Below are 20425 nucleotides of genomic sequence, written 5' to 3' on the forward strand. Positions count from 1 at the left end.
CGAATAACACTTTCCAGTTGATTTGCCCAGTCGACATTCGGTATACTTCTTTTAGACATAGGTAGGGTTCTCCTTTCTCTAAGATTTTTGGTCCAATCAGAGAATACCCTACCTTTTTTCTTTTGTTCTAGCAAAATGTTTTACACAAACTTTTATACATCACCAATCGGTCAGGGTGACTTTTTGGTAATACTGCTTGCTGATATAACTTGTGTTTAAGCATTGAATGGATTGGCAATTTGCGAATTTTTTCTATGTTTATCAAACTTCCTTCATTTTCCCGGGCTTTTTTGATTATGTCAAAAGGAATATCCGGATGGACAAAATAATTTTCAATCTCAGCTTGAGTAACTCCCAGCTTTCGGGCTATCGTGACAACCTTTACTCCGCTATTAACCATTTGATCAATCAACATATGTTTGTCTAACCACTTTGTTGTTTGATGATGGAACATCCTCCTTAGCAACTTAATTCGTTGTTCCGTTTCATTCGAATATCGCTGAATAACGCAAAATATTTTTGGGCACCTTTTATGCATTTCATTCATTTTTTTATATGCTAAGTATTCTGGGTACCCCGCAACTAACCAATATTTATCTTCCGTTCGATCCTTTTCAACAATAACATGGCTGCTTAACTGATCCCCTCCCTCTAATATTTTGACCATTTTCTCTACTGCTCTTTTTGAAACATTTTCAACGTATATGGGGACAATTTTATCTAATTCAATGGATTCCATCCAAATCCCATCAAGCTTCATTCGTACCCCTCCCCATCATATTTTGTAAAACTATATGAGAAGGGAAATTTGTCTAATAACAATAAACCAGCATTAGGAATCCAATATCCTAATGCTGGTTTGTAAAAAGAGATCGTGTCATATATGCTTGTTTCGGATGGTTTATTTGCTCTGGATATAGCGGTTCTAATTTCCCTTCCTTAAGCAATCGTGAAATGTACTTTTTGCGAAGAGGATCCATCTGCCTATTCAGTAATTGACTTAATTCTTTGAGCGTTAACGGCTTAATTGCACAAAGATTTAAAATGATCTCATCCATTTCGGAAGGATTTAATCTCTTTTTCTTCCTTGCTAATTCAGAAATATCCAATAGCACTTTTTCATGATCTTTTGTTTGTTCGTTTTCGTTAGGTCCGGAGTTAGCAGCGTTAGGTCCGGAGTTATTAACATTAGGTCCGGAGCTTATCCGATTATATCTGGAGTTCCCTATAGACTTTTGATGAAACATTTCCGTTAGCGTATATTTTGTACCTCTTCCTTGTCCATTTGGTTCTAAATATCCTTTTTCCACCAGTCCGGATAATAATTTGCTTATTTCATCACTCTTTTTATCTGTCAGGCTTTGCAATCTCGTATTGGTCACATAATTTTCTTGATGTGCCGTCACTAAAATTAATACTTCATCATTGGTTAAAAACTTATAATGTTTCCCAAGAACTGCTTTTAGAAAATCGACGCTTTCCTGCGGTAATAATGAAGTTGTTCGCAACGTAAGAATCGTGCGATCCGGCTGAAATTCTTCAATTAATTCTGGGGCAGTCCAATGTTGTTCTTTCCACGCCAAATGAATATTCTCAATCCCCGACCCTGCCCGTTCACCAAGTCCGATTAACATAAACATTTTAAAAATCGTTGGATTTCTCGGATCACTTATTCCACCTTTCAGTGCTTGTTGCAAAGGAATCCGAAGAACACCCGGGTTGGAAAATCGAAATAACATCTTTTCCTTTTCGATAACAATTCCGCGTTGCCCGTAGTAATCGGCATGAGCCAACGTATTGACTAAAGCCTCACGAAGAGCAGCGTGCACCCTTGTATCATCCTTGCGAAAAAGCCCCTCCATTTGAAAAGGAATGTTTAAATCATCCGTTAGTCTACGGATGACTTTAAAATAAAAATCATACAAATTCCCCGACCAAGTGCCGTCGGAAGAAATAATCCGATCTGTCCATCTCTCCCCCGGCACATCCGAACTCTTTTCCCGATATTCTAAGAAATACTGCGGTAAATACTCTGTAATGCTGCGCTCTTCCCCAAACATGAGCAACCCGGCTAATGTTAGCCCTTCCTCGTTGGTTTCGCGTAGCCTTCCCAAAGCTCCAATTTTATATAAAAAGTCCTTCAGTTCTAAACCATTCCAAGGATGATCTGGTTTCAAAGAAGAAAAGCGATTTCGATAACTTCTCACCGATTCCATATTCAAATCATTTAAACCGTAATTGGGAAGAACTTTGCTGTCTTGAGGAATTGGAGATTGATCCGCTATCATTCGCTGTACTTCTTCTTTTGTACATTTATAGTCTCCTTCATAATTGCGGCGATATGTACCTGTAAAAGGATTATGACCAATATAAATTGGCTTGTCCTCACGTGAAGCTCTTGGAACATAAATTTTCACGATTTCTTTCCCATCAACTTCAATAATTTCTACATTTCGATCCACTAAGATATTTTTACTAATCCTTTGGGGATTATTAATTCCATCCCAAAAGTCTTTGACTAACTTTTTTGCATCAACATCGACTGGGAAAAACTCTTGTCCTTTTTGCTCAACCCCAAGCAAAATAATACCGCCATTTGTATTTGCAAAAGCAGAATACGTTTCCCAAACATCTTTCGGTAGACCGCCTTTGGCTGCTTTACATTCCAATTCGGCATTTTCTCCATCTTCTATAATACGCAACAAATCCTTCGCGTCCATTCCGCCATATATCTCCTTTAAATTTCTAATATTTACTACAATTATTTGACAACGAAAAGAAACAATCCTTTTAACATTCAACAAATTATACAATTTTCCATTTGTCAAAGAAATTTATGGTTCACCAGGACAAAATGTATTACAAATGTTATTTTAGCATGATCACTAAACATTATCGAACCATGCAGCAAACCATTAATCAAATGTGCAATATTTAAACATTTTAACATCAAGAAAATAAAAAAATCACTTTCGTATACAAGTGATTTCTCATTTACATATTTAAGCTCCTTTGCAAAACGAAGCCCAGCCTTCGTTCATGATTTTCGTCTCCAGCTGCGGCCAAAAATAGAGCATTTCTTCACGCATCATCGTTAAAATGTCGCGCTGCCAGTCCTCAAGCTCGCGGCTGTATTCTTCAATGAACAATAGCACATCTTTTTCTGGCTGCGGCGGAAACTTGCGCCGTTTTTTTCGCAGCGGCGCTTTCGGCTTGTTCCGCTCCTCAAGCGACCATAAATCGTCGTAGGGCGTCGATGTTTTCGCAGGCTCTTCCTCTTCGTACACTTCCGTATCTTCCCACGTCCATGACAGCTTCGGCCGAAGCAGCGACGGATCAATATGTTCCTGAATGGCCAAGACAGCGTCCAAAAACTTTTCCACTTCCAGCTTTCCGTACTGATGTTCATAACGTTTAATCCGCTCGGCTGTCGCCGCCATGCTTTCGACCATATCGCGCTTCGTGTTGCTGAAGCGGACGTTGTTTTTGAAAAAGTCGCTGTGCGCCAACACGTGAGCGACGATCAGCTTATTTTGGATGAGCGTATTCGTATCGAGCAAAAACGCGTAGCAAGGGTCCGAATTGATGACGAGCTCGTAAATTTTGCTTAATCCTAAATCATAATGCAGCTTCATTTTGTAAAACTGCTTGCCAAAGCTCCAGTGGGAAAATCTCGTCGGCATCCCGTAGGCGCCAAACGTATAAATAATATCGGCCGGACAAATTTCATAACGCATCGGATAAAAATCAAGGCCAAATCCTTCCGCAATTTCGGTAATTTCCGCAATGGCCCGTTCCAGCTCTTTCAGCTCGTCCTGTCGCATCCATCTCCCCCCTTTTTCCTCTTATCACAATGTATGAGGAAAAAGGGATTTTGATACGTTCGGAATCGCCAAGATGCCGACGAACCTCTCCCGCCTGCTTGTTGTTTCGAATCTGGGGCTTCTCGGCTGACATGTTAAAATTCGGACTTTACTTGGTTAGCTAAATCGATCTTTGATACCTTGCCAATATCATTTGACGTAAGAAGGGGAAAACAGGCGGAACAGGGCTTGGGGTTGTCCATCGCTCAAAAGTCGTTTACCTTTCTTGTCCTGTGATTTATAATGATGGTACAAAACATCGCGGCAAAGCGTGGTGGTCATTTGCAGCACTATTTGCAATATCTTATCGAACACTTCGGCTACATCGGCATTATGGTCGCGCTGATGCTCGGCATCGTCGGGCTGCCGATCCCTGACGAGCTGCTGTTGACATATGCCGGTTACCGCGTTTCAACCGGAGCGTTTTCGTATCCGCTCACCTTTCTTTCCTGCTGGCTTGGAGCAATCATTGGCATCTCGCTCAGCTATATTCTTGGGATTACGCTCGGGCTGCCGTTTTTGCATAAATTCGGCCCTAGGCTCCATCTTACGGAGAAACGGCTCGAGCAAACGAAAGCGCTTTTTGCGAAACTCGGCCCGGCGGTGTTGTTTATTTGCTATTTCATCCCCGGCGTTCGGCATCTCGCCGCCTTTTGGGCCGGCATGAACGCCTACAGCTGGAGGAAGTTTGCCTTGTTCGCCTACAGCGGAGCGATCGTATGGGTCGCTGTGTTTTTAACGATCGGCGCCTATTTTGAAAGCCGCTGGATCGCCGTCAAGCAGTATATGCACGCCTACCGTCCATTCTTATTTCCTGTCTTTCTGGTCGTTCTCGCTTTCGCCATCTTCTATTGGTACATTCAGCAAAAGCGAAAAACACCGGGATAATCTCCGGTGTTTTTCATTCTCTATGCGCGCTATACGTTCTCGCGCGGGGCGCGATGATACGTTTCCGTCAGCAATCCCATAAACAGGCCGAATCCGAACATAAACATCGAGGCCCCGATAATGCCGAGACTGATGATCGTCAAGAAATAGTCTTTGTTGTAAGCGCTTGCGATAAAACTAAGCAAAAACAGTGCAACTCCGACAATCAATCCCACTGACGCCATCCATTTGCACATATTGGTAATTTCTTGCCCTTCGTGCCGTTTGTTCATTCTCATCATCCCCTTACTTAGAGGATACTATTCTTGTCACAAAATTGCAACATTTATTTTTCCTTTTTCGTTTTCATTTCGGTTATAATTTATATTTTACCTTCCGTCGCAACATTTACAGGGCAACAAAACGCCCCGCTGTCATACACTAACAATGACTCCTTCTTGATAAAGGAGGCATGCCGCTTGAACACCGTCGACTATGATAAGGCGCTCTATTACACGCATCGCTCCGAATGGGACAATTTGCTTATTTTAATGGTGCGTACACCTGATGATATTCTGTCGAAAAAAATTGAAAAATTTCTCCACGCTTATAATTTTGAACATGACTACTCCGTCATCCAGGAACGGTTGCATGCCCTGTTGCGCTACATCGACCATGCGCTTGAAGTGAGCGAACAAAAAACGGGAGTCGAACAATACGCCCAGTTTTATTCGTAAATCGAATGGGGAATTGGCATCGCCAATTCCCCAAGAATTGCGCTGATCATTGCGCATAAGAAGGTGAAACGGCGCTGAGTACGTCCTGGACGCGCTGCATCACCGCGTCCGTTAAGCGCGCCAGCCTCTCTTCACTGTCCTCTAGCGAAGTTCCTTTGACGCCGAAATACGCCTTCATTTTCGGCTCCGTCCCTGATGGACGCAGACAAAACCACGAGCCATCTTCCAAGATGTACTTGAGCACATTGGATGTCGGTAAATCAATGGCCGTTTTTTCGCCGGTCAACGTGTTCGTCCGCTCTTTCGTCTTGTAATCCTCAATCACCGTCACCTTTTTCCCCGCGGCCTCCACCGGCGGCTGTTGGCGGAACGACGCTAAAATTGAGGCAATCGTCTCCGCCCCTTCCTTGCCTTTTAGTGTCAGTGACCGCTGCCCTTCACGGTAATAGCCGTACTGATCAAACAATTGCAAGAGCGCTTCATACAGCGACAGCCCTTGCTTTTTGTAAAACGCGCACACTTCTGCCGCGAGGACAGCCGCCTGCACGGCATCTTTGTCGCGGACAAAATCGCCGATCAAATACCCATAGCTTTCCTCATACCCAAACTGGAACGCATATTGCCCTGTTTGTTCGTATTCCTTTATTTTTTCGCCGATGAATTTGAAACCGGTCAACGTATCGACCGTCTCAAGACCAAACGATTGGGCGATCGCCCGACCAAATTCAGACGTCACGATCGTTTTTAAGACAACACCATTTTCCGGCAGAGTGCCTTGGGCTTTTCGTTGCGATAGCAAATAGTGGAGCAACAAGCCGCCCGTTTGATTGCCAGTCAGCACGACATAGTCTCCCTTGTCATTTTTGACCGCCACACCGAGCCGGTCGGCGTCCGGGTCAGTGGCGATCAGCAAATCGGCGTTCACTTGCTTGCCCAACTCCATCGCCATGGCGAAAGCCGCGTCTTCTTCCGGATTGGGTGAAGCGACCGTCGAGAAATTCGGATCCGGCAGCTCCTGCTCTTTGACGACAAAGACATTTTGGTAGCCGAGTTCAGCGAGCACGCGGCGCACCAGTTTATTCGACGTGCCGTGGAGCGGCGTAAACACGATGTTGATCGCCGTTTCCCGAGCGAGCTCCGGATGGATTGAAATCGTTTTGACAGCATGGATATAAGCATCATCGACTTCGCTTCCGATGATGCGAATAAGGCCTTTTTCTCTTAACGTTTTCTCATCTTCCACATGAATGGCGAGCTCATTTTCGACTTCATTGACATAGCGGATCACTTGGTCGGCGACAGCAGGCGGCAGCTGTCCCCCGTCCTCTCCGTACACTTTATAGCCGTTATATTCGGGCGGATTATGGCTGGCGGTAATGACAATGCCGGCAAACGCCCGCAAATGGCGAACAGCAAACGACAGCTCGGGCGTTGGACGCAATTCATCAAACACGTATGTTTGAATGCCGTTCGTAGCCAATGTTTTCGCCGCCTCCATCGCGAATTCCGGCGACTTATGCCGGGAGTCATAGGCAATGACGACCCCGCGCCGCTTCGCCTCATCGCCAAACGATTGTATGTATCGCGCCAATCCTTCCGATGCTTTTCGCACCGTATAAATATTCATTCGGTTCGTCCCCGGGCCGATCTCGCCGCGCATGCCGCCGGTGCCGAATTCGAGATTTTTGTAAAAGCAATCCTCCAACCAACGTTCATCATCGCAGCGTTGTTCCAACAGCCGCTTCAATTCCGGATCAAGTTGCGGCTCACGCAGCCATTGTTCATATTTTCGTCTCCATTCCATCGCTGTTCCCCCTTGCTTTTCATCTTCCCTGTTTATGTATTCGCTCCCATCATACAATATACCTGCCAAAAGAAAAAGGATGTCCTGGAAAATGTGGACATCCTTTTTCTCCCATTACCCTTGCGGCTGTGACGGCTCGGAAATGTTCGTCAACGCCTGTTCAGCCGCTTCGTTTGATGCGCTGTTCGTCGCAATATCACCTAGCGCAACGATGCCTTGAAGCTGGTTGTTTTCCACGATCGGCAAGCGGCGGACTTGATGTTGAGCCATGACATTCGCGGCTTCCTGTACGCTCATATTCGGCGTACCGGTGACGACTTGATTTGTCATGACTTCCGCCACCTTGACTGTTGACGGGTCTTTTCCTTTGGATGAGACGCGCAACGTAATGTCACGGTCCGTGATCATCCCTTTGACTTGGCCATTTTCCACAACCGGAAGCGCGCCAATATTTTTTTGGCTCATGATTTGCGCTGCTTCTTGCACCGTTTGGTTCGGCGAAATTGTTGCGACGTTTTTCGTCATAATGTCTTGCACTTTGTTTCCGCTGTTGTTCGTCAATGTGATCCTCCCCTTTCACCGATTAGTATGGCTCGTTTGCCGCCTGATATAGATAGAAAATGTTGTTTCCTTTCCTCCTCTTTGCCGATTATGAATGGACGCGCCGTTTTCCATCCCTTATAATGGAGCTAACCGAGGCAAGATCAGGAACGTGATGGGAAGAAGGAGAGAACATGGAACGAGAAAAACGTGCGGAGAACTTGCTTTTGGCCGCATGGGCGACAGCGCTTATCGCCACGCTCGGAAGCCTTTATTTTTCCGAGGTGCTTGGGTACATTCCGTGCGACCTGTGCTGGTTTCAACGTATTTTTATGTATCCGCAAGTCGTGATTTTAGGAATGGCCGTCGCGCGCAAAGACGCGGCGGCGGCGCGTTACAGCTTCGCTCTGTCATTGATCGGCGGGCTCATTTCGCTGTATCATTATGGGCTGCAAAAAATCCCACTGTTTCAGGAGTATGCCATCAGCTGCGGCCGCATTCCATGCACAGGACAATATATCAACTGGCTTGGGTTTATCACCATTCCATTTTTGGCGCTAACCGCCTTTATTATCATTATTTTGCTAAGTTGGACCATCATGCGCCAACAAAGAAAGGGGAGCGAACGTTGAAAAAACTGCTCGCATTTGGCGGCATCATCATCGCGCTATTTGCCGCCATCGCTTTTGTTACCTCGTATGAACAAAACGAAGCAGCCAAAGGAAACCCTTACCATAAAAACAAGCTGCATCCGGCCACCATCGCACAACTTGACGACCCGAACTACCGCAACATTATTTTGCCCGCGGAGTTGAAGCAACAGCTGGCCGAGAAAAAGACGCTCACCGTCTACTTTTACAGCCCGACATGCCCGCACTGCCAGCGGACAACGCCGATCGTCGTGCCGCTAGCAAAGGAGCTTGGCATCGATTTAAAGCTGTTCAACTTGCTTGAATTCGAAGATGGATGGGATGCATATCATATTGAAGCGACCCCGACCATCGTCCATTACGAAAACGGCAAAGAGTTGAAACGCATTGAGGGGTATCACGATGAACATGCGTTCCGCCAATGGTTTTCTTCATTTTCCAATAAAATGAAATGAAGGTGTCCCAAGAAGATCGGGACACCTTTTCTGATGATCGTATATGCGCATCAAACGAAACAAGATGGTTGTGTTTCGTTTAAGAAAACACAGCCTGCGTCAGCCCTGTTTTACATCAACCATTGGCTCGCCGCAGGCGCATACACGCTGCACGGCCAAAGCCGCCTGCAAGTGAACTGCCTGGAATGAAAAGGAAAGGCAATGCCATGGCGGGCCAAAATCTTTTGATTGCGAGCAAACAGCCATTCATACCGTTCCAAATCCCTATGCTCTCCGATGTGTTCGATGACGGTAATGAGCGACTGCAACGCCGAAATGATTTGGAAAGCCTCTTTCATCGTCCCATTATATGTAACGTGTTCGTGGTCGAGCGAAAGAATGCCCCATTCCTCAAATTGACGGATTTGTTCATCATCGAAGTAATACGGAAACACATCGGTATAAAAGTAGTTGAGCAAATACTGCATGTAATGCTCTTGCTCCGGAGTCGCCGCATACATCATTTTCAACGTCCATACCACCTTTTCTCGCCGCAATGCTTGCGTTCTCCATCAGTAAGACGATACTATGAGTGTACCATATCTCGCGCAAGGATAGGGGTAGAAAGTGTTTCCACAGCTAACAAGTAATTGGGAGTGTGACAACCTTTGTGGACAAGAAAAGGCGATTGGCTGGAATGCATCATCCCTAGCTGGTGGAGCGGTTTGACGATTGAACAGCTCCTGAAAGACGTATGGGCCGCCTCGAAAAAGCTCGCCCACCGCTGGCGGATGGAACACGGCGTCAAACTAAACGGCCAGGCGGTTCTCTGGCAGACGGTGCTCAACGAACGCGACCGGCTTCAGCTTTACGCATATGAGCCGGAGCCATCGTTCATCGTTCCAGAATATCGGGAGCTTTCGATTTTATGGGAGGACGACCATCTGCTCGTCTTGAACAAAGAAGCCGGCATCGACATTCATCCGTCCGAACCGGGGCAAACCGGCACGCTGGCCAATGCGGTCGCGTTCTATTTGCAGTCGCAGGCGATTTTAACAAAAGTGCGCCACATTCACCGGCTTGACCGCGACACATCGGGAACGATTTTATTTGCCAAACACCCGCTCGCCGGTGCGACGCTCGATCGGATGCTCGCCCACCGTGCCATCAAACGAACGTACGTCGCTCTTGTTCACGGTCGTTTATCCCCGAAATCAGGAACCATTTCCGCCCCAATCGGCCGCGACCGCCACCACCCAACACGCCGGCGCGTCTCGAAAACGGGGGCAAAAGCGGTGACACACTATCGCGTCATCAAAACATTCCCGTCAACATCGCTTGTCGAGCTTTCTCTCGAGACCGGACGGACGCACCAAATCCGCGTCCATTTGGCCCATCTCGGCCATCCGCTCGTCGGCGATGTGCTTTATGGCGGCAAACCAGTGTTTCATCGCCATGCGCTTCATGCCGCTAAGCTAACGTTCCGCCATCCGTTTACAAACGAAGAGGTCATTTGTCTCGCGCCAACGAGCGATTTTCCCATCGATCTTTCGTGCACTTACAATTGATCTCCTCCGCCTTCCTTCGATGGAGGAGGGGATTTCTCGACCGAAATGAGAAAAGGCAGACGCCCCCGTCTGCCTTACAAACGCAGTTCCTCCTCTTCAGCAACGTCTGCCGCCTCTTCCTCTTTGCTCGGCTCTTTTTTTTCCACTTCCAGTGATTTCACATGATGGCCATCCATTTCCTTCACCGTAAACAAGTAGCCATCGATTTCTACACTCTCGCCTGGTTTGATATCATAATGCTTCGTTAAAATCCAGCCGCCGATCGTATCGACGTCATCATCGTCAATGTCCAGCCCAAGCAAGTCATTCACTTCGCTGATCAACACTTTGCCATCCAAGATCAATCGATCGTCCATTTTTTGAATCAGCGGCGTTTCATCAATGTCAAACTCATCTTGGATTTCGCCAACGATCTCTTCCAAAATGTCCTCGACTGTAACCAGCCCAGACGTGCCGCCGTACTCATCGACCAAAATCGCCATATGAATGCGTTCTTTTTGCATTTTGACCAACAAATCGTGAATGGCGATCGATTCAATCACTTGAATGATCGGGCGGATATAGTCTTTCATTTGCTTTTCGTTGGACGGATTAGCAATAAAGTCCGTAAACACCTCTTTGACGTTGATGAGTCCAAGCACATGGTCTTTATCGCCGTCAATGACCGGATAGCGCGTATACTTTTCTTCGCGAATGATGTCCAAGTTTTCTTTGACGCTTTTGTTAATATCAAGCGCCACAATTTCTTTGCGCGGCACCATAATTTCTTTCGCTATGCGGTCGTCAAACCGGAAAATGTTATTGACATAGCGGTACTCTGACTGATTGATCTCCCCGCTTTTGTAGCTTTCCGATAAAATGAGGCGCAATTCCTCCTCAGAGTGGGCGATTTCATGCTCCGCCACCGGCCTGAGGCCAAACAGGCGCGTCACAAGCCGCGCAGAGCTGTTGAGCGTCCAAATGAACGGATACATGACTTTGTAAAACCAGATGAGCGGCTGAGCCGTAAACAGCGTAATCGCTTCCGCCTTATGAATGGCAAACGTCTTCGGCGCTAATTCACCGACAACGACATGCAAAAAGGTGATGAGCGAAAACGAAATGATAAACGCTAAAAAGTGGGAGACGGATTCCGATAAATGGAGGCGTTCAAACAGCGGCAGCAACATCCGCGCCACCGTCGGCTCCCCAAGCCAGCCAAGGCCAAGCGAGGTGAGCGTAATGCCCAGCTGGTTCGCCGATAAATAGCCGTCCAAATTCGAAATCACTTTTTTCGCCGCGACCGCCCGTCGATTCCCTTCATTGACAAGCTGATCGATGCGCGAGCTGCGCACCTTGACGATCGCAAATTCAGAGGCGACAAAAAAGGCGGTGCAAGCGATGAGAAACGCCACCAACAGCAAACTGGCTATATCCAATTCGTCTCCGAGCGCGGATGAAGCGCCCAGGTTACACCTCCTGCACACAAAAGTTTCCACTGCAGCTGATAGACGATGATGCCGCTGGGCCGCCTTAGGCAGCCCAATACGTTACGATTCCTCATTATTGTTCCCTTGGGTGAAAATGAGCACATATTTCAGCAGTTCAAACACGGCGATCAACGTTGCCGCAACGTACGTCAGCGCCGCCGCGCCAAGCACTTTGTTCACGCCGCGCGCTTCATTTGGGGCGATCAACCCTTCAGCCAGCATAAACCGCTTCGCCCGCGCGCTCGCGTTAAACTCCACCGGCAAAGTAATCACTTGAAACGCTACAGCCAGCGAGAAGAACAAAATGCCGAGGCCAAGCAACGAAAACTGGTGGAACAAAAAGCCCGCCAAAAGCAAAAACGGTGCAACGCCGGAAGCAAAGTTCACAACCGGAAACATCCGGTGGCGAAGGACGAGTGCAGCGTAGCCTTGCTGGTGTTGAACGGCATGGCCGACCTCGTGGGCGGCAACGGAAATGGAAGCGATCGAACGCCCATAAAAGACTGGCTCCGACAAACGGACCGTGCGGGAAATCGGATCATAATGGTCGGAAAGCCGCCCTGGCACGACCTCCACCGGTACATGGTGCAACCCGTGGCGGTCTAAAATCATGCGCGCCACTTCCGCCCCCGTCAACCCCGATGAGGCTGGAACTTCAGACCAGACATTGAAATTGCTCGATACCTTCCATTGCGCCCAAAGCGATATTAGGAAGGCGATAAAAATGAAAATATCCATCGGATGGAATAGCATCGCAGCACCCTCCGTTTTTTCAATGTTCATCAAATGTGTATACTATTATTTATTGTACTTGCTCATCATTTCATACGTCAAACAGCCCGCTTTGGTTTCAAAAAAACAGCGCCTGCATCGAGGCGCTATTTGGCTGATGGAGACATCAAAAATTGAAATTGTCTGGGTCAGGGCCGACCCGTTTGTTCAAGTTCAACGCGTCGATCTGTTTCATTTCTTCATCGGTCAGCGAGAAATCAAAAATATCAGCGTTTTCCTTGATCCGCGCCGGCGTCACCGACTTCGGGATCGTGACGACGCCGTGCTGCAAATCCCAGCGCAGCACGACTTGCGCCGGCGTTTTCCCGTACTTGCGCCCGATGTCAACGATCGTCGGTTCGCTTAAAATTTCCCCGCGCATGAGCGGCGACCATGCTTCAAGCTGGATGCCGTTTTCTTGGCAAAACGCGTGCAGCTCTTTTTGCGTCAGGCGTGGATGGTACTCGACTTGGTTGACCATCGGCTTGATTTCACAATCGGCCAATACATCTTGCAAATGGTGAATGTGGAAGTTGCTTACTCCAATCGCGCGCACATAACCGTCTTTATACAGCTTTTCAAGCGCTCTATACGTTTCTTTGTATTTTCCTTTCACCGGCCAATGAACTAAATACAAGTCGACGTAATCAAAACCGAGCTTTTTTAAACTTCTGTCAAAAGCCTTCAGCGTCGTCTCATATCCTTGATCGGTGTTCCACACTTTCGTCGTCACAAACACTTGCTCGCGTGGAATGCCGGATTCACGGATCGCTTGGCCGACTCCTTCTTCATTTTCGTAAAAAGCGGCCGTGTCGACATGACGGTAGCCGATCTCAAGCGCAGTACGCACCGCGCTTCTTACTTCCTCCCCTTCTTTGACTTTATAAACGCCAAGGCCGACCCAAGGCATTTTCACCCCGTTATGCAAGGCGGCGCAATCTTGCAGACCGTTCATATCCTCTCCTCCTCGAGTTTCATTATAGTTTCATTATGGGAAAAGAGGGAAAGAAAAGCAAAATATATGCTCACGAGTGTTGATTATCCATTATTTTACTAAAAACATTGAATCATACGGCTGAACACAAACTTTTCTGCCTTTTCCCTCGAACAAGAACGCTTTGCGGGCAAATGACATTTGCCCGCAAAGCGTTCACGGTTCAAGGAGGGGCTGACCCAAAAGGGCAATTCCCCTTAAACAAAGCACAACATATTGTTTCTTAATGATTGTTTTATACCTATATACGGTAATAAGAAAGGGTGTCCCGATCCCTTTGGGACACCCTCAGTTGGTAAACGGCACGTTTGCCGACAACGGCAGAAAGGAATAGAGCGATGTCAACAATTTGCAGCGTGCGACACCTTTCCCTCCGCAGTCAGAAACATGCGAACGGAAAAGCTGTCAATTGGACTTGCAGAGCGCTCCTGCCGCTTATTTGGCCACGCTCATCGAGGCGCGCTCCACTTCAGATTCGTTCGGATGAAACTCGTTTTCCATTTTCGAAACGACTACCGTTGCAACAGCGTTACCAATAATGTTCGTAATCGCCCGCGCTTCCGACATGAAGCGGTCAACCCCAAGCAACAAGGCGATCCCTTCGACCGGGATCATCGGGAACGCCGCCAAGGTGGCCGCCAATGTGATAAACCCAGAACCGGTGACCCCTGCAGCCCCTTTCGAGGTGAGCATTAACACTCCGAGCAGCGTCAGCTCTTGCCAAATCGTTAAATCAATGCCGTACGCTTGGGCGATGAAAATGGCTGCCATCGACAAGTAAATCGATGTGCCGTCGAGGTTAAACGAATACCCTGTCGGGACGACAAGACCGACAACCGATTTTGAGCACCCGTATTTTTCCAGACGCTCCATCAACCGCGGCAGCGCTGATTCAGACGAAGACGTGCCCAAAACAAGCAACAATTCCTCTTTAATATAAGCGAGAAACTTAAAGATGTTGAATCCGTAAAACTTGGCAATCCCGCCAAGCACGACGAAAATGAAGAGCGCCATCGTAATGTAAACAGAACCCATCAATTTGCCGAGCGACACGAGCGAACCGAGGCCGAATGTGCCGATCGTGTACGCCATTGCGCCAAATGCAGCGATTGGCGACACCTTCATGACCATGTTGACAACGCCGAAGAAAATTTCCGCCAACCTCTCAAACAGAGAAATCACCGGTTTGGCTTTTTCGCCAAGTGCAGCAGCCGCTAAGCCGAACAAAACGGCGAAGAAGAGCACCGGAAGCAATTGTCCGCTCGCCATCGCGGCGACAACGTTATCCGGGATAATGCTTAGCACGAAATCTACAAACCCGTGGCTCGTTTCTTCCGCCTGCTTCGTGTATTGCGAAATGTCGCCGCCTTTGACCGCATCCGTATTAAACCCGACCCCTGGTTTCACAAGGTTGACGACGACAATCCCGATCGCCAACGCAAATGTCGTCACAATCTCAAAATAAATGAGCGCTTTGCCGCCGATGCGGCCGACTTTTTTCAAGTCGCCCATATTGCCGATCCCGATCACGACTGTGAAGAAAATGATCGGGGCGATCACCATTTTAATGAGCTTAATAAATCCATCCGCCAATACTTTTAACTTCGCGCCAAATTCCGGAAATAAAAATCCGACAATAATCCCTAAAATGATGCCGATGATGACTTGCACCGTCAAGTTTTTCAGCTTTCTCCGCATTTCTCCCACTCCTTTCGATATCTTGACAACGCTTTCAATATCATCATAAAGAAAAATCGGTGAAATCAAAATATTATGGTGATAATGGTCGTTTTGGTCTTTTTGGTCTCAACATTGGCATGGGCGTTTTCCTCGAAACGCTCTCCTTGCAAAGGAGTTTCACGCGTCTATACGTTAATAAGAAAAGGGCGTCCCGTTATTTTTCGGACACCCTCATTCGCACGATTTTTTAATTTCATTCAACAGCTTAAAACCAAACTGCCGCGCAAACTCTTCATACAGCGGCGTAAATTTTTGCTCCCATTTCTTTTTTTCCGTTTCCGATAACATGTACAGATGAACCCCGTCCCGCTGCTCAAGCTGCTGGAGCTCCCGTTCGTTTTGCTCCTTCGACTGCTGCAAATTCCAATTCGTCGCTTCCGCCATCGCTTCCGTAATTTTTTGCTGGATGTCTTTCGGCAATCTGTCCCAAAATGACTGATTCATCATGACCACGTATCCGAGATAGCCATGATTGCTGATTGTAATATACGGTTGAAATTTGTAAAACCCTTTCGAGTAAATATTGGAAATCGTATTTTCCTGCCCATCAAACTTATGCTGTTCAAGCTCCTGATAAACGCGATCAAATGAAACGGCAATCGGCTCCCCACCAAGCAAACGAAACTGCCTTTCAATCACTTCGCTCGGCATAATGCGAAAACGCAAGCCGCGAAAATCATCCGGTTCCATCAGCGGCCGGTTCGTGCCCATCATTTGCTTAAATCCGTTGCTCCAAAACGCCAACCCTTTGATCCCTTTCGCCTCGAGCATCTGAAGCAGCTCGACTCCCACCTTTCCGGTAAACACGCAACGCACATGGTCATCATCGCGGAACAAAAACGGCAAATCGAGCACTTGCCACTCAGGGATCAATTCTGTCACTTTCGAAAATGATGGCGCAATCATTTGCACGTCGCCGCGCAACAGCGCATCAAGCTCTTCCCCATCTGAATAAAGCGAGCCGTTGGGAAACACCTCCACTTTGACGCGCCCGTTTGTCTTTTTCTCAACGAGTTCGGCAAATTTTTGCGCCGCCAGCCCTTTCGGCGTATTCTCCGCTACGACATGGCTGAAATAAATAATGATTTGCTTTTTCAACCCCTTTTGCTCGTCGTCATAGATAAGCGGTTCACGGTTCAGTGAACGGCTCGCTGCCCAGCCGATCAGACCGAGGCCGACAAACAAAAGAATTGTCCATACTTTCCACGTTTTTCTCATTGTTCACACCATTCTTTCATCCATCATCATTGCTAACACGGTACTCCAACGGTATACTGTTTGAAGCAAAAAAGCGGCTCGAGCTCACGGACACGGATTCGGTTTGAGAGCAGCAAACGCCGCGTCTTACGCAGGCTATCAGAATATTTGTTCCCCCACCGCCATTTTACACCTTTCATTTCTTTCCATTCAAGAAGATTTGGTATAATAAAAAAAAACGTTGATTCATTCTCTTCATATGGCTGACCAACGGCCATCACGACTGACAAAAAGGAGTTCCGCCATGAACCAGCTGCCGATTCGCTGGAAAATTACGATTTTAACTTTCACTATCGTCAGCTTTTCTATGTTTCTGAGTGGTGCATTTATCATCAGCGACTTTTTCCATACAAAGGAGGAGGAGCTCAGCCAGCGCGCCTTGCTAACCGCGCGCACCGTCTCCGAGTTGCCTGAAGTCAGGCGCCATATTGTTGGAAACAAACAAAGTCGGGCGCTCATCAATCCAATCGTCGAGCGGGTGCGCGTCATTCACAGCGCCGACTATATCGTCGTTCTTGATATGAACAAAGTGCGTCTCTCCCACCCGCTTCCTGCGATGATCGGCACGATCTCCCGCGGCGCTGATGAAGGGCCGGCGTTTGCCGAACATACGTACACGTCCAAAGCCCGTGGAGAAATCGGAACGGTAGTTCGCGCCTTCGTGCCAATTATGAATAGCGAACACGAACAAATTGGCGTCGTCATCGCCGCCTACCGGCTGCCGACGTTTTTTGAAGCCATTGATTCTTTAAAGGAAGAAGCTGCCGTAGCGGTCGTTTTGTCGCTCGTTGTCGGCGGAATTGGAGCATGGCTGCTCGCCTCCCATATCAAGCGGCAAATGTTTGAGCTGGAACCGCATGAGATCGCCAAACTGCTCATCGAACGAACGGAAGCGTTTAACGCCATGCACGAAGGCGTCATTGCCATTGACAGCGATGAAAAAATTACCATCTTCAACGACCGGGCAAAACAAATGCTCGGCATCAAAGGGGATGTCATCGGCCGGTCGATCCGCTCCGTCATTCCGGACACACACCTTCCAGAAATCTTGGAAGTAAACAAGCCGATTTACAACAAAGAGCTCCAGCTTGGCAACCTAACGATTTGGAGCAACCGCATCCCGATCAAAGTCAACGGGAAAACGGTCGGCGCCATCGCCATTTTCCAAGACCGGACGGAAGTGAAACGGCTGGCCGAAGAACTGACGGGCGTAAAGGCGTTTGTCCACGCCTTGCGCGTGCAAAACCACGAATACATGAACAAGCTTCATACGATCGCCGGCCTTATTCAGCTCGGCCATATCGAAAAAGCGCTCGAGTACGTGTTCCAAGTTACAGAGGAACAAGCAGAACTGACGCAGTTTTTAAGCCGCAACATCAAGGACGAAAGCATTTCAGGGCTGCTCCTGAGCAAAATCCGCCGAGGCAAAGAGCTCGGCATTCGCGTGACAATCGATCGCCACAGCCGGCTGCACCGCTTTCCGCCGCATCTCGATCACCATGATTTCGTTGTTCTCCTTGGCAATTTAATTGAAAACGCCTTCGATGCCTTTCGCGGCGTAACCGACCGGGAAAAAGAAATTTACGTCAGCCTTGAACAAAATGAAGACATTTGCTCCCTCTCGGTTGAAGACAACGGCCAAGGCATCGCTCGCGAGCATATTGACCGCATTTTTGATGAAGGCTTTTCAACCAAAGGGGAGAACGGACGCGGCATCGGCTTATATTTGGTGAAGCAAATTGTGGAAAAAGGAAACGGACGCATCGACGTTCAATCAGAAGAAGGGAAAGGAACAGTGTTTACGATTACGTTCGACATGTAACAGCACAGACCAAGGTCGAGACGAAGGAGGAAAAACGCATGTACCGCGTGCTGCTCATTGAAGACGACCCGATGGTGCAAGAAGTGAATCGGCAAATGATTGAACAAGTCGATGGCTTCACCGTCATCGGCCTCGCTAGAAACGGTGAAGAAGGGCTCCGCCTCATTGATGAACTTCATCCCGATTTAGCAATGGTTGACATTTACATGCCGCAGCTTGACGGCCTTGAAACAGTAAAACAAATCCGCGCCCGCGGCCATGAAGTCGATATCATCGCCATCACCGCAGCGAGCGACATTGAAACGGTGCGCCGCGTTTTGCAAAACGGCGCCTTCGATTACATCGTGAAACCATTTAAATTTGAACGGCTCAAACAAGCGTTGGAAAACTATCGGGCATTCCGCCGGTCGCTTGCCGAAAAAGAATCGCTCACCCAAGTGGAACTCGATGCCCTAAGGCGGGCGACTGAACAACCAGCCGGACCGTCCTCCGAGCTTCCGAAAGGATTGAACGAGGTGACATTGGAAAAAGTGATCACCTATTTGCGCCAACACCGCTCCCCCGTTTCCGCCGAGGAAGTGGCCGAAGGGGTCGGCATCGCCCGCGTCACCGCCCGCCGCTATTTAGAGTATCTCGAAAAAAATGGAAAAGTGACGCTTGATGTCCAATACGGCGGCGTCGGCCGTCCGGTGAACCGGTATCAGCTGAAGCAAATGTAAAGCTTACCCAGTTGTCCGTATAATCAGCTGGGTAGGCAGCTCTACCTGTTTCCGATGAACATTTCCCGTCTCAAGCCAATGATGAATGAGACGAAATGCTTTTTCCCCAAGCGCAAAATGGGGCAAAGCGACGGTCGTAATGCCAAGCAGCTCAGCAAGCGGATCATTGTCAAACCCGATAATGGCGAGTTCCTCCGGAATGCGCACCCCGATGCGCCCCGCCTGCAGCACGATGCCGGCCGCCACTTGGTCACTGGTGACAAGCAAAGCGCTCGGCCGCTCCTCCATAGCGACCCATTGCTCGATTACGCGCTTTCCGTCTTCGAGAAATAGACAACCCTCAAAAATCCACTGGCGTCGAGGAATGACGCCAGCTTCGCGCAAAACATCTTGATACGCCGCCGCCCTCGCTTGGCTGTTCGGCCCCGTCATTCTTCCAATGCAATAGCCGATGCGTCGGTGTCCTTTTTTTACCAAGTAGCGAAGCGCTTGGACAAACGCTTGATAGTGGTCGATATAGACAGCGAGAAAATCCTGTTCCCCGACCTGTTCACATAAAACAATGGGGCCTTCTTCTTGGTAAGCCGCAAACGCCTCCCAGTCCACTTCGTGGGAGCACACGATCAGCCCATCCATTTGCCTCATCCGCAGCCGCTCTAACGCCTCGAGCTCCCTCTCCACGTCATAATTCGTCTGAAACAAAAGCAGTTGGTAGCCATAACGGAGCGCCTCCTTGGAAATCCCTTCGATTACAGCCGAAAAATAAGGGTGGTGAATGTACGGAAGCATGACCCCGACAATCGTTGTCCTTCCTTTCGCCAAGTGAACGGCTTGAATATTTTTCGAGTAATTTAACTTCTCCACCGCTTCCCAAACCGCTTTTCGTTTTTCCTCGCTCACATATGGATATCCGTTCAACACCCTCGATACAGTGGCCACCGACACTCCCGCCTCTTTCGCCAAATCGCGGATATTCGCCATGTTCCCCACTCCCCTAAAAAAGACTTGCTTTGAAACGCGTTTCATACATTATGTTGATCCTGCCATCTAGTATACATGAGGAGGGAACCACATGCTTTACGGATTTGCTTTACTCGCTCTTCTAGCCGCCGCCGTGTGGGGCGGTGCGCATATCGCCCTTCATGCCAAAGAACAGACAAAAACAAACAAGCCGAAAAAATAGGGAACCG

At 48.1% G+C, this 20425-nt stretch carries 19 protein-coding genes and 1 pseudogene; 7 read left to right on the forward strand and 13 right to left on the reverse strand.

The window, feature by feature from the left end:
* Positions 1-127 precede the first annotated feature (127 nt).
* The 3 genes and pseudogenes from GJ1_RS19125 to GJ1_RS14640 form a co-directional block, all read right to left on the reverse strand.
* On the reverse strand, positions 128-760 hold the full coding sequence (locus tag GJ1_RS19125) for a hypothetical protein (protein WP_021322734.1): 633 nt from the start codon (positions 758-760) through the stop codon (positions 128-130).
* An 88-nt stretch (positions 761-848) separates the two neighbouring features.
* Complete coding sequence (locus GJ1_RS14635) at positions 849-2720, reverse strand: DUF8451 domain-containing protein (protein WP_066233903.1); 1872 nt, start codon at positions 2718-2720, stop codon at positions 849-851.
* A gap of 297 nt (positions 2721-3017) precedes the next feature.
* Positions 3018-3824: pseudogene (locus GJ1_RS14640) on the reverse strand (SpoVR family protein); the annotation flags it as partial.
* A 321-nt stretch (positions 3825-4145) separates the two neighbouring features.
* On the opposite strand from GJ1_RS14640, the gene GJ1_RS14645 reads away from it, so the two are divergent.
* Complete coding sequence (locus tag GJ1_RS14645) at positions 4146-4751, forward strand: DedA family protein (protein ID WP_083510015.1); 606 nt, start codon at positions 4146-4148, stop codon at positions 4749-4751.
* A 29-nt stretch (positions 4752-4780) separates the two neighbouring features.
* Here GJ1_RS14645 and GJ1_RS14650 read toward each other — a convergent pair whose 3' ends face one another.
* Positions 4781-5029 carry an MFS transporter gene (locus GJ1_RS14650; RefSeq protein ID WP_066233950.1) on the reverse strand — a complete coding sequence of 83 codons (249 nt, stop codon included), beginning with the start codon at positions 5027-5029 and terminating at the stop codon, positions 4781-4783.
* 180 nt (positions 5030-5209) lie between these two features.
* Between GJ1_RS14650 and GJ1_RS14655 the strand changes: the two genes are divergently transcribed.
* Positions 5210-5467 (forward strand): YhdB family protein, encoded by a 258-nt coding sequence (locus GJ1_RS14655; protein WP_044732239.1) that lies wholly within the window; start codon positions 5210-5212, stop codon positions 5465-5467.
* 46 nt (positions 5468-5513) lie between these two features.
* On the opposite strand, the gene GJ1_RS14660 is transcribed toward GJ1_RS14655, so the two are convergent.
* Together GJ1_RS14660 and GJ1_RS14665 are read right to left on the reverse strand one after the other, a co-directional pair.
* Positions 5514-7271 carry a phospho-sugar mutase gene (locus tag GJ1_RS14660; protein ID WP_066233906.1) on the reverse strand — a complete coding sequence of 586 codons (1758 nt, stop codon included), beginning with the start codon at positions 7269-7271 and terminating at the stop codon, positions 5514-5516.
* 114 nt (positions 7272-7385) lie between these two features.
* Positions 7386-7832, reverse strand: coding sequence for a CBS domain-containing protein (locus tag GJ1_RS14665; RefSeq protein WP_066233909.1), 447 nt, complete (start codon positions 7830-7832; stop codon positions 7386-7388).
* Between the two features lie 173 nt (positions 7833-8005).
* Here GJ1_RS14665 and GJ1_RS14670 point away from each other — a divergent pair, with 173 nt between their 5' ends.
* Entirely contained in the window at positions 8006-8443 is a 438-nt protein-coding gene (locus GJ1_RS14670; RefSeq protein WP_066233912.1) for a disulfide oxidoreductase, read from the forward strand.
* Positions 8440-8916, forward strand: a complete 477-nt coding sequence (locus GJ1_RS14675; protein WP_066233915.1) for a thioredoxin family protein — start codon at positions 8440-8442, stop codon at positions 8914-8916. Before GJ1_RS14670 ends, GJ1_RS14675 begins: the two co-directional genes overlap by 4 nt.
* 110 nt (positions 8917-9026) lie before the next feature.
* Here the strand turns inward: GJ1_RS14675 and GJ1_RS14680 are convergent, their stop codons facing one another.
* On the reverse strand, positions 9027-9425 hold the full coding sequence (locus GJ1_RS14680) for a YhcU family protein (RefSeq protein ID WP_066233953.1): 399 nt from the start codon (positions 9423-9425) through the stop codon (positions 9027-9029).
* A 138-nt stretch (positions 9426-9563) separates the two neighbouring features.
* On the opposite strand from GJ1_RS14680, the gene GJ1_RS14685 reads away from it, so the two are divergent.
* On the forward strand, positions 9564-10463 hold the full coding sequence (locus GJ1_RS14685) for an RluA family pseudouridine synthase (protein WP_066233918.1): 900 nt from the start codon (positions 9564-9566) through the stop codon (positions 10461-10463).
* Between the two features lie 74 nt (positions 10464-10537).
* Here GJ1_RS14685 and GJ1_RS14690 read toward each other — a convergent pair whose 3' ends face one another.
* The 5 genes from GJ1_RS14690 to GJ1_RS14710 form a co-directional block, all read right to left on the reverse strand.
* On the reverse strand, positions 10538-11881 hold the full coding sequence (locus GJ1_RS14690) for a hemolysin family protein (protein WP_066233921.1): 1344 nt from the start codon (positions 11879-11881) through the stop codon (positions 10538-10540).
* Between the two features lie 111 nt (positions 11882-11992).
* Positions 11993-12685 carry a zinc metallopeptidase gene (locus tag GJ1_RS14695; RefSeq protein ID WP_066233926.1) on the reverse strand — a complete coding sequence of 231 codons (693 nt, stop codon included), beginning with the start codon at positions 12683-12685 and terminating at the stop codon, positions 11993-11995.
* A gap of 145 nt (positions 12686-12830) precedes the next feature.
* On the reverse strand, positions 12831-13658 hold the full coding sequence (locus tag GJ1_RS14700) for an aldo/keto reductase (protein WP_066233929.1): 828 nt from the start codon (positions 13656-13658) through the stop codon (positions 12831-12833).
* Positions 13659-14132: 474 nt separating this feature from the next.
* Positions 14133-15395, reverse strand: coding sequence for a dicarboxylate/amino acid:cation symporter (locus GJ1_RS14705; protein WP_044736104.1), 1263 nt, complete (start codon positions 15393-15395; stop codon positions 14133-14135).
* Positions 15396-15608: 213 nt separating this feature from the next.
* A complete protein-coding gene (locus GJ1_RS14710) occupies positions 15609-16655 on the reverse strand; it encodes a TRAP transporter substrate-binding protein (RefSeq protein WP_066233932.1) in 1047 nt (348 codons plus the stop codon).
* 283 nt (positions 16656-16938) lie between these two features.
* On the opposite strand from GJ1_RS14710, the gene GJ1_RS14715 reads away from it, so the two are divergent.
* Positions 16939-18516, forward strand: coding sequence for an ATP-binding protein (locus tag GJ1_RS14715; protein WP_066233937.1), 1578 nt, complete (start codon positions 16939-16941; stop codon positions 18514-18516).
* 38 nt (positions 18517-18554) lie between these two features.
* On the forward strand, positions 18555-19235 hold the full coding sequence (locus GJ1_RS14720; protein ID WP_066233940.1) for a response regulator: 681 nt from the start codon (positions 18555-18557) through the stop codon (positions 19233-19235).
* Positions 19236-19238: 3 nt separating this feature from the next.
* On the opposite strand, the gene GJ1_RS14725 is transcribed toward GJ1_RS14720, so the two are convergent.
* A complete protein-coding gene (locus GJ1_RS14725; RefSeq protein WP_066233944.1) occupies positions 19239-20216 on the reverse strand; it encodes a LacI family DNA-binding transcriptional regulator in 978 nt (325 codons plus the stop codon).
* Positions 20217-20425 lie beyond the last annotated feature (209 nt).

Origin of the sequence: Geobacillus jurassicus NBRC 107829 (assembly GCF_001544315.1) — a bacterium.
GTDB lineage: Bacteria > Bacillota > Bacilli > Bacillales > Anoxybacillaceae > Geobacillus > Geobacillus jurassicus.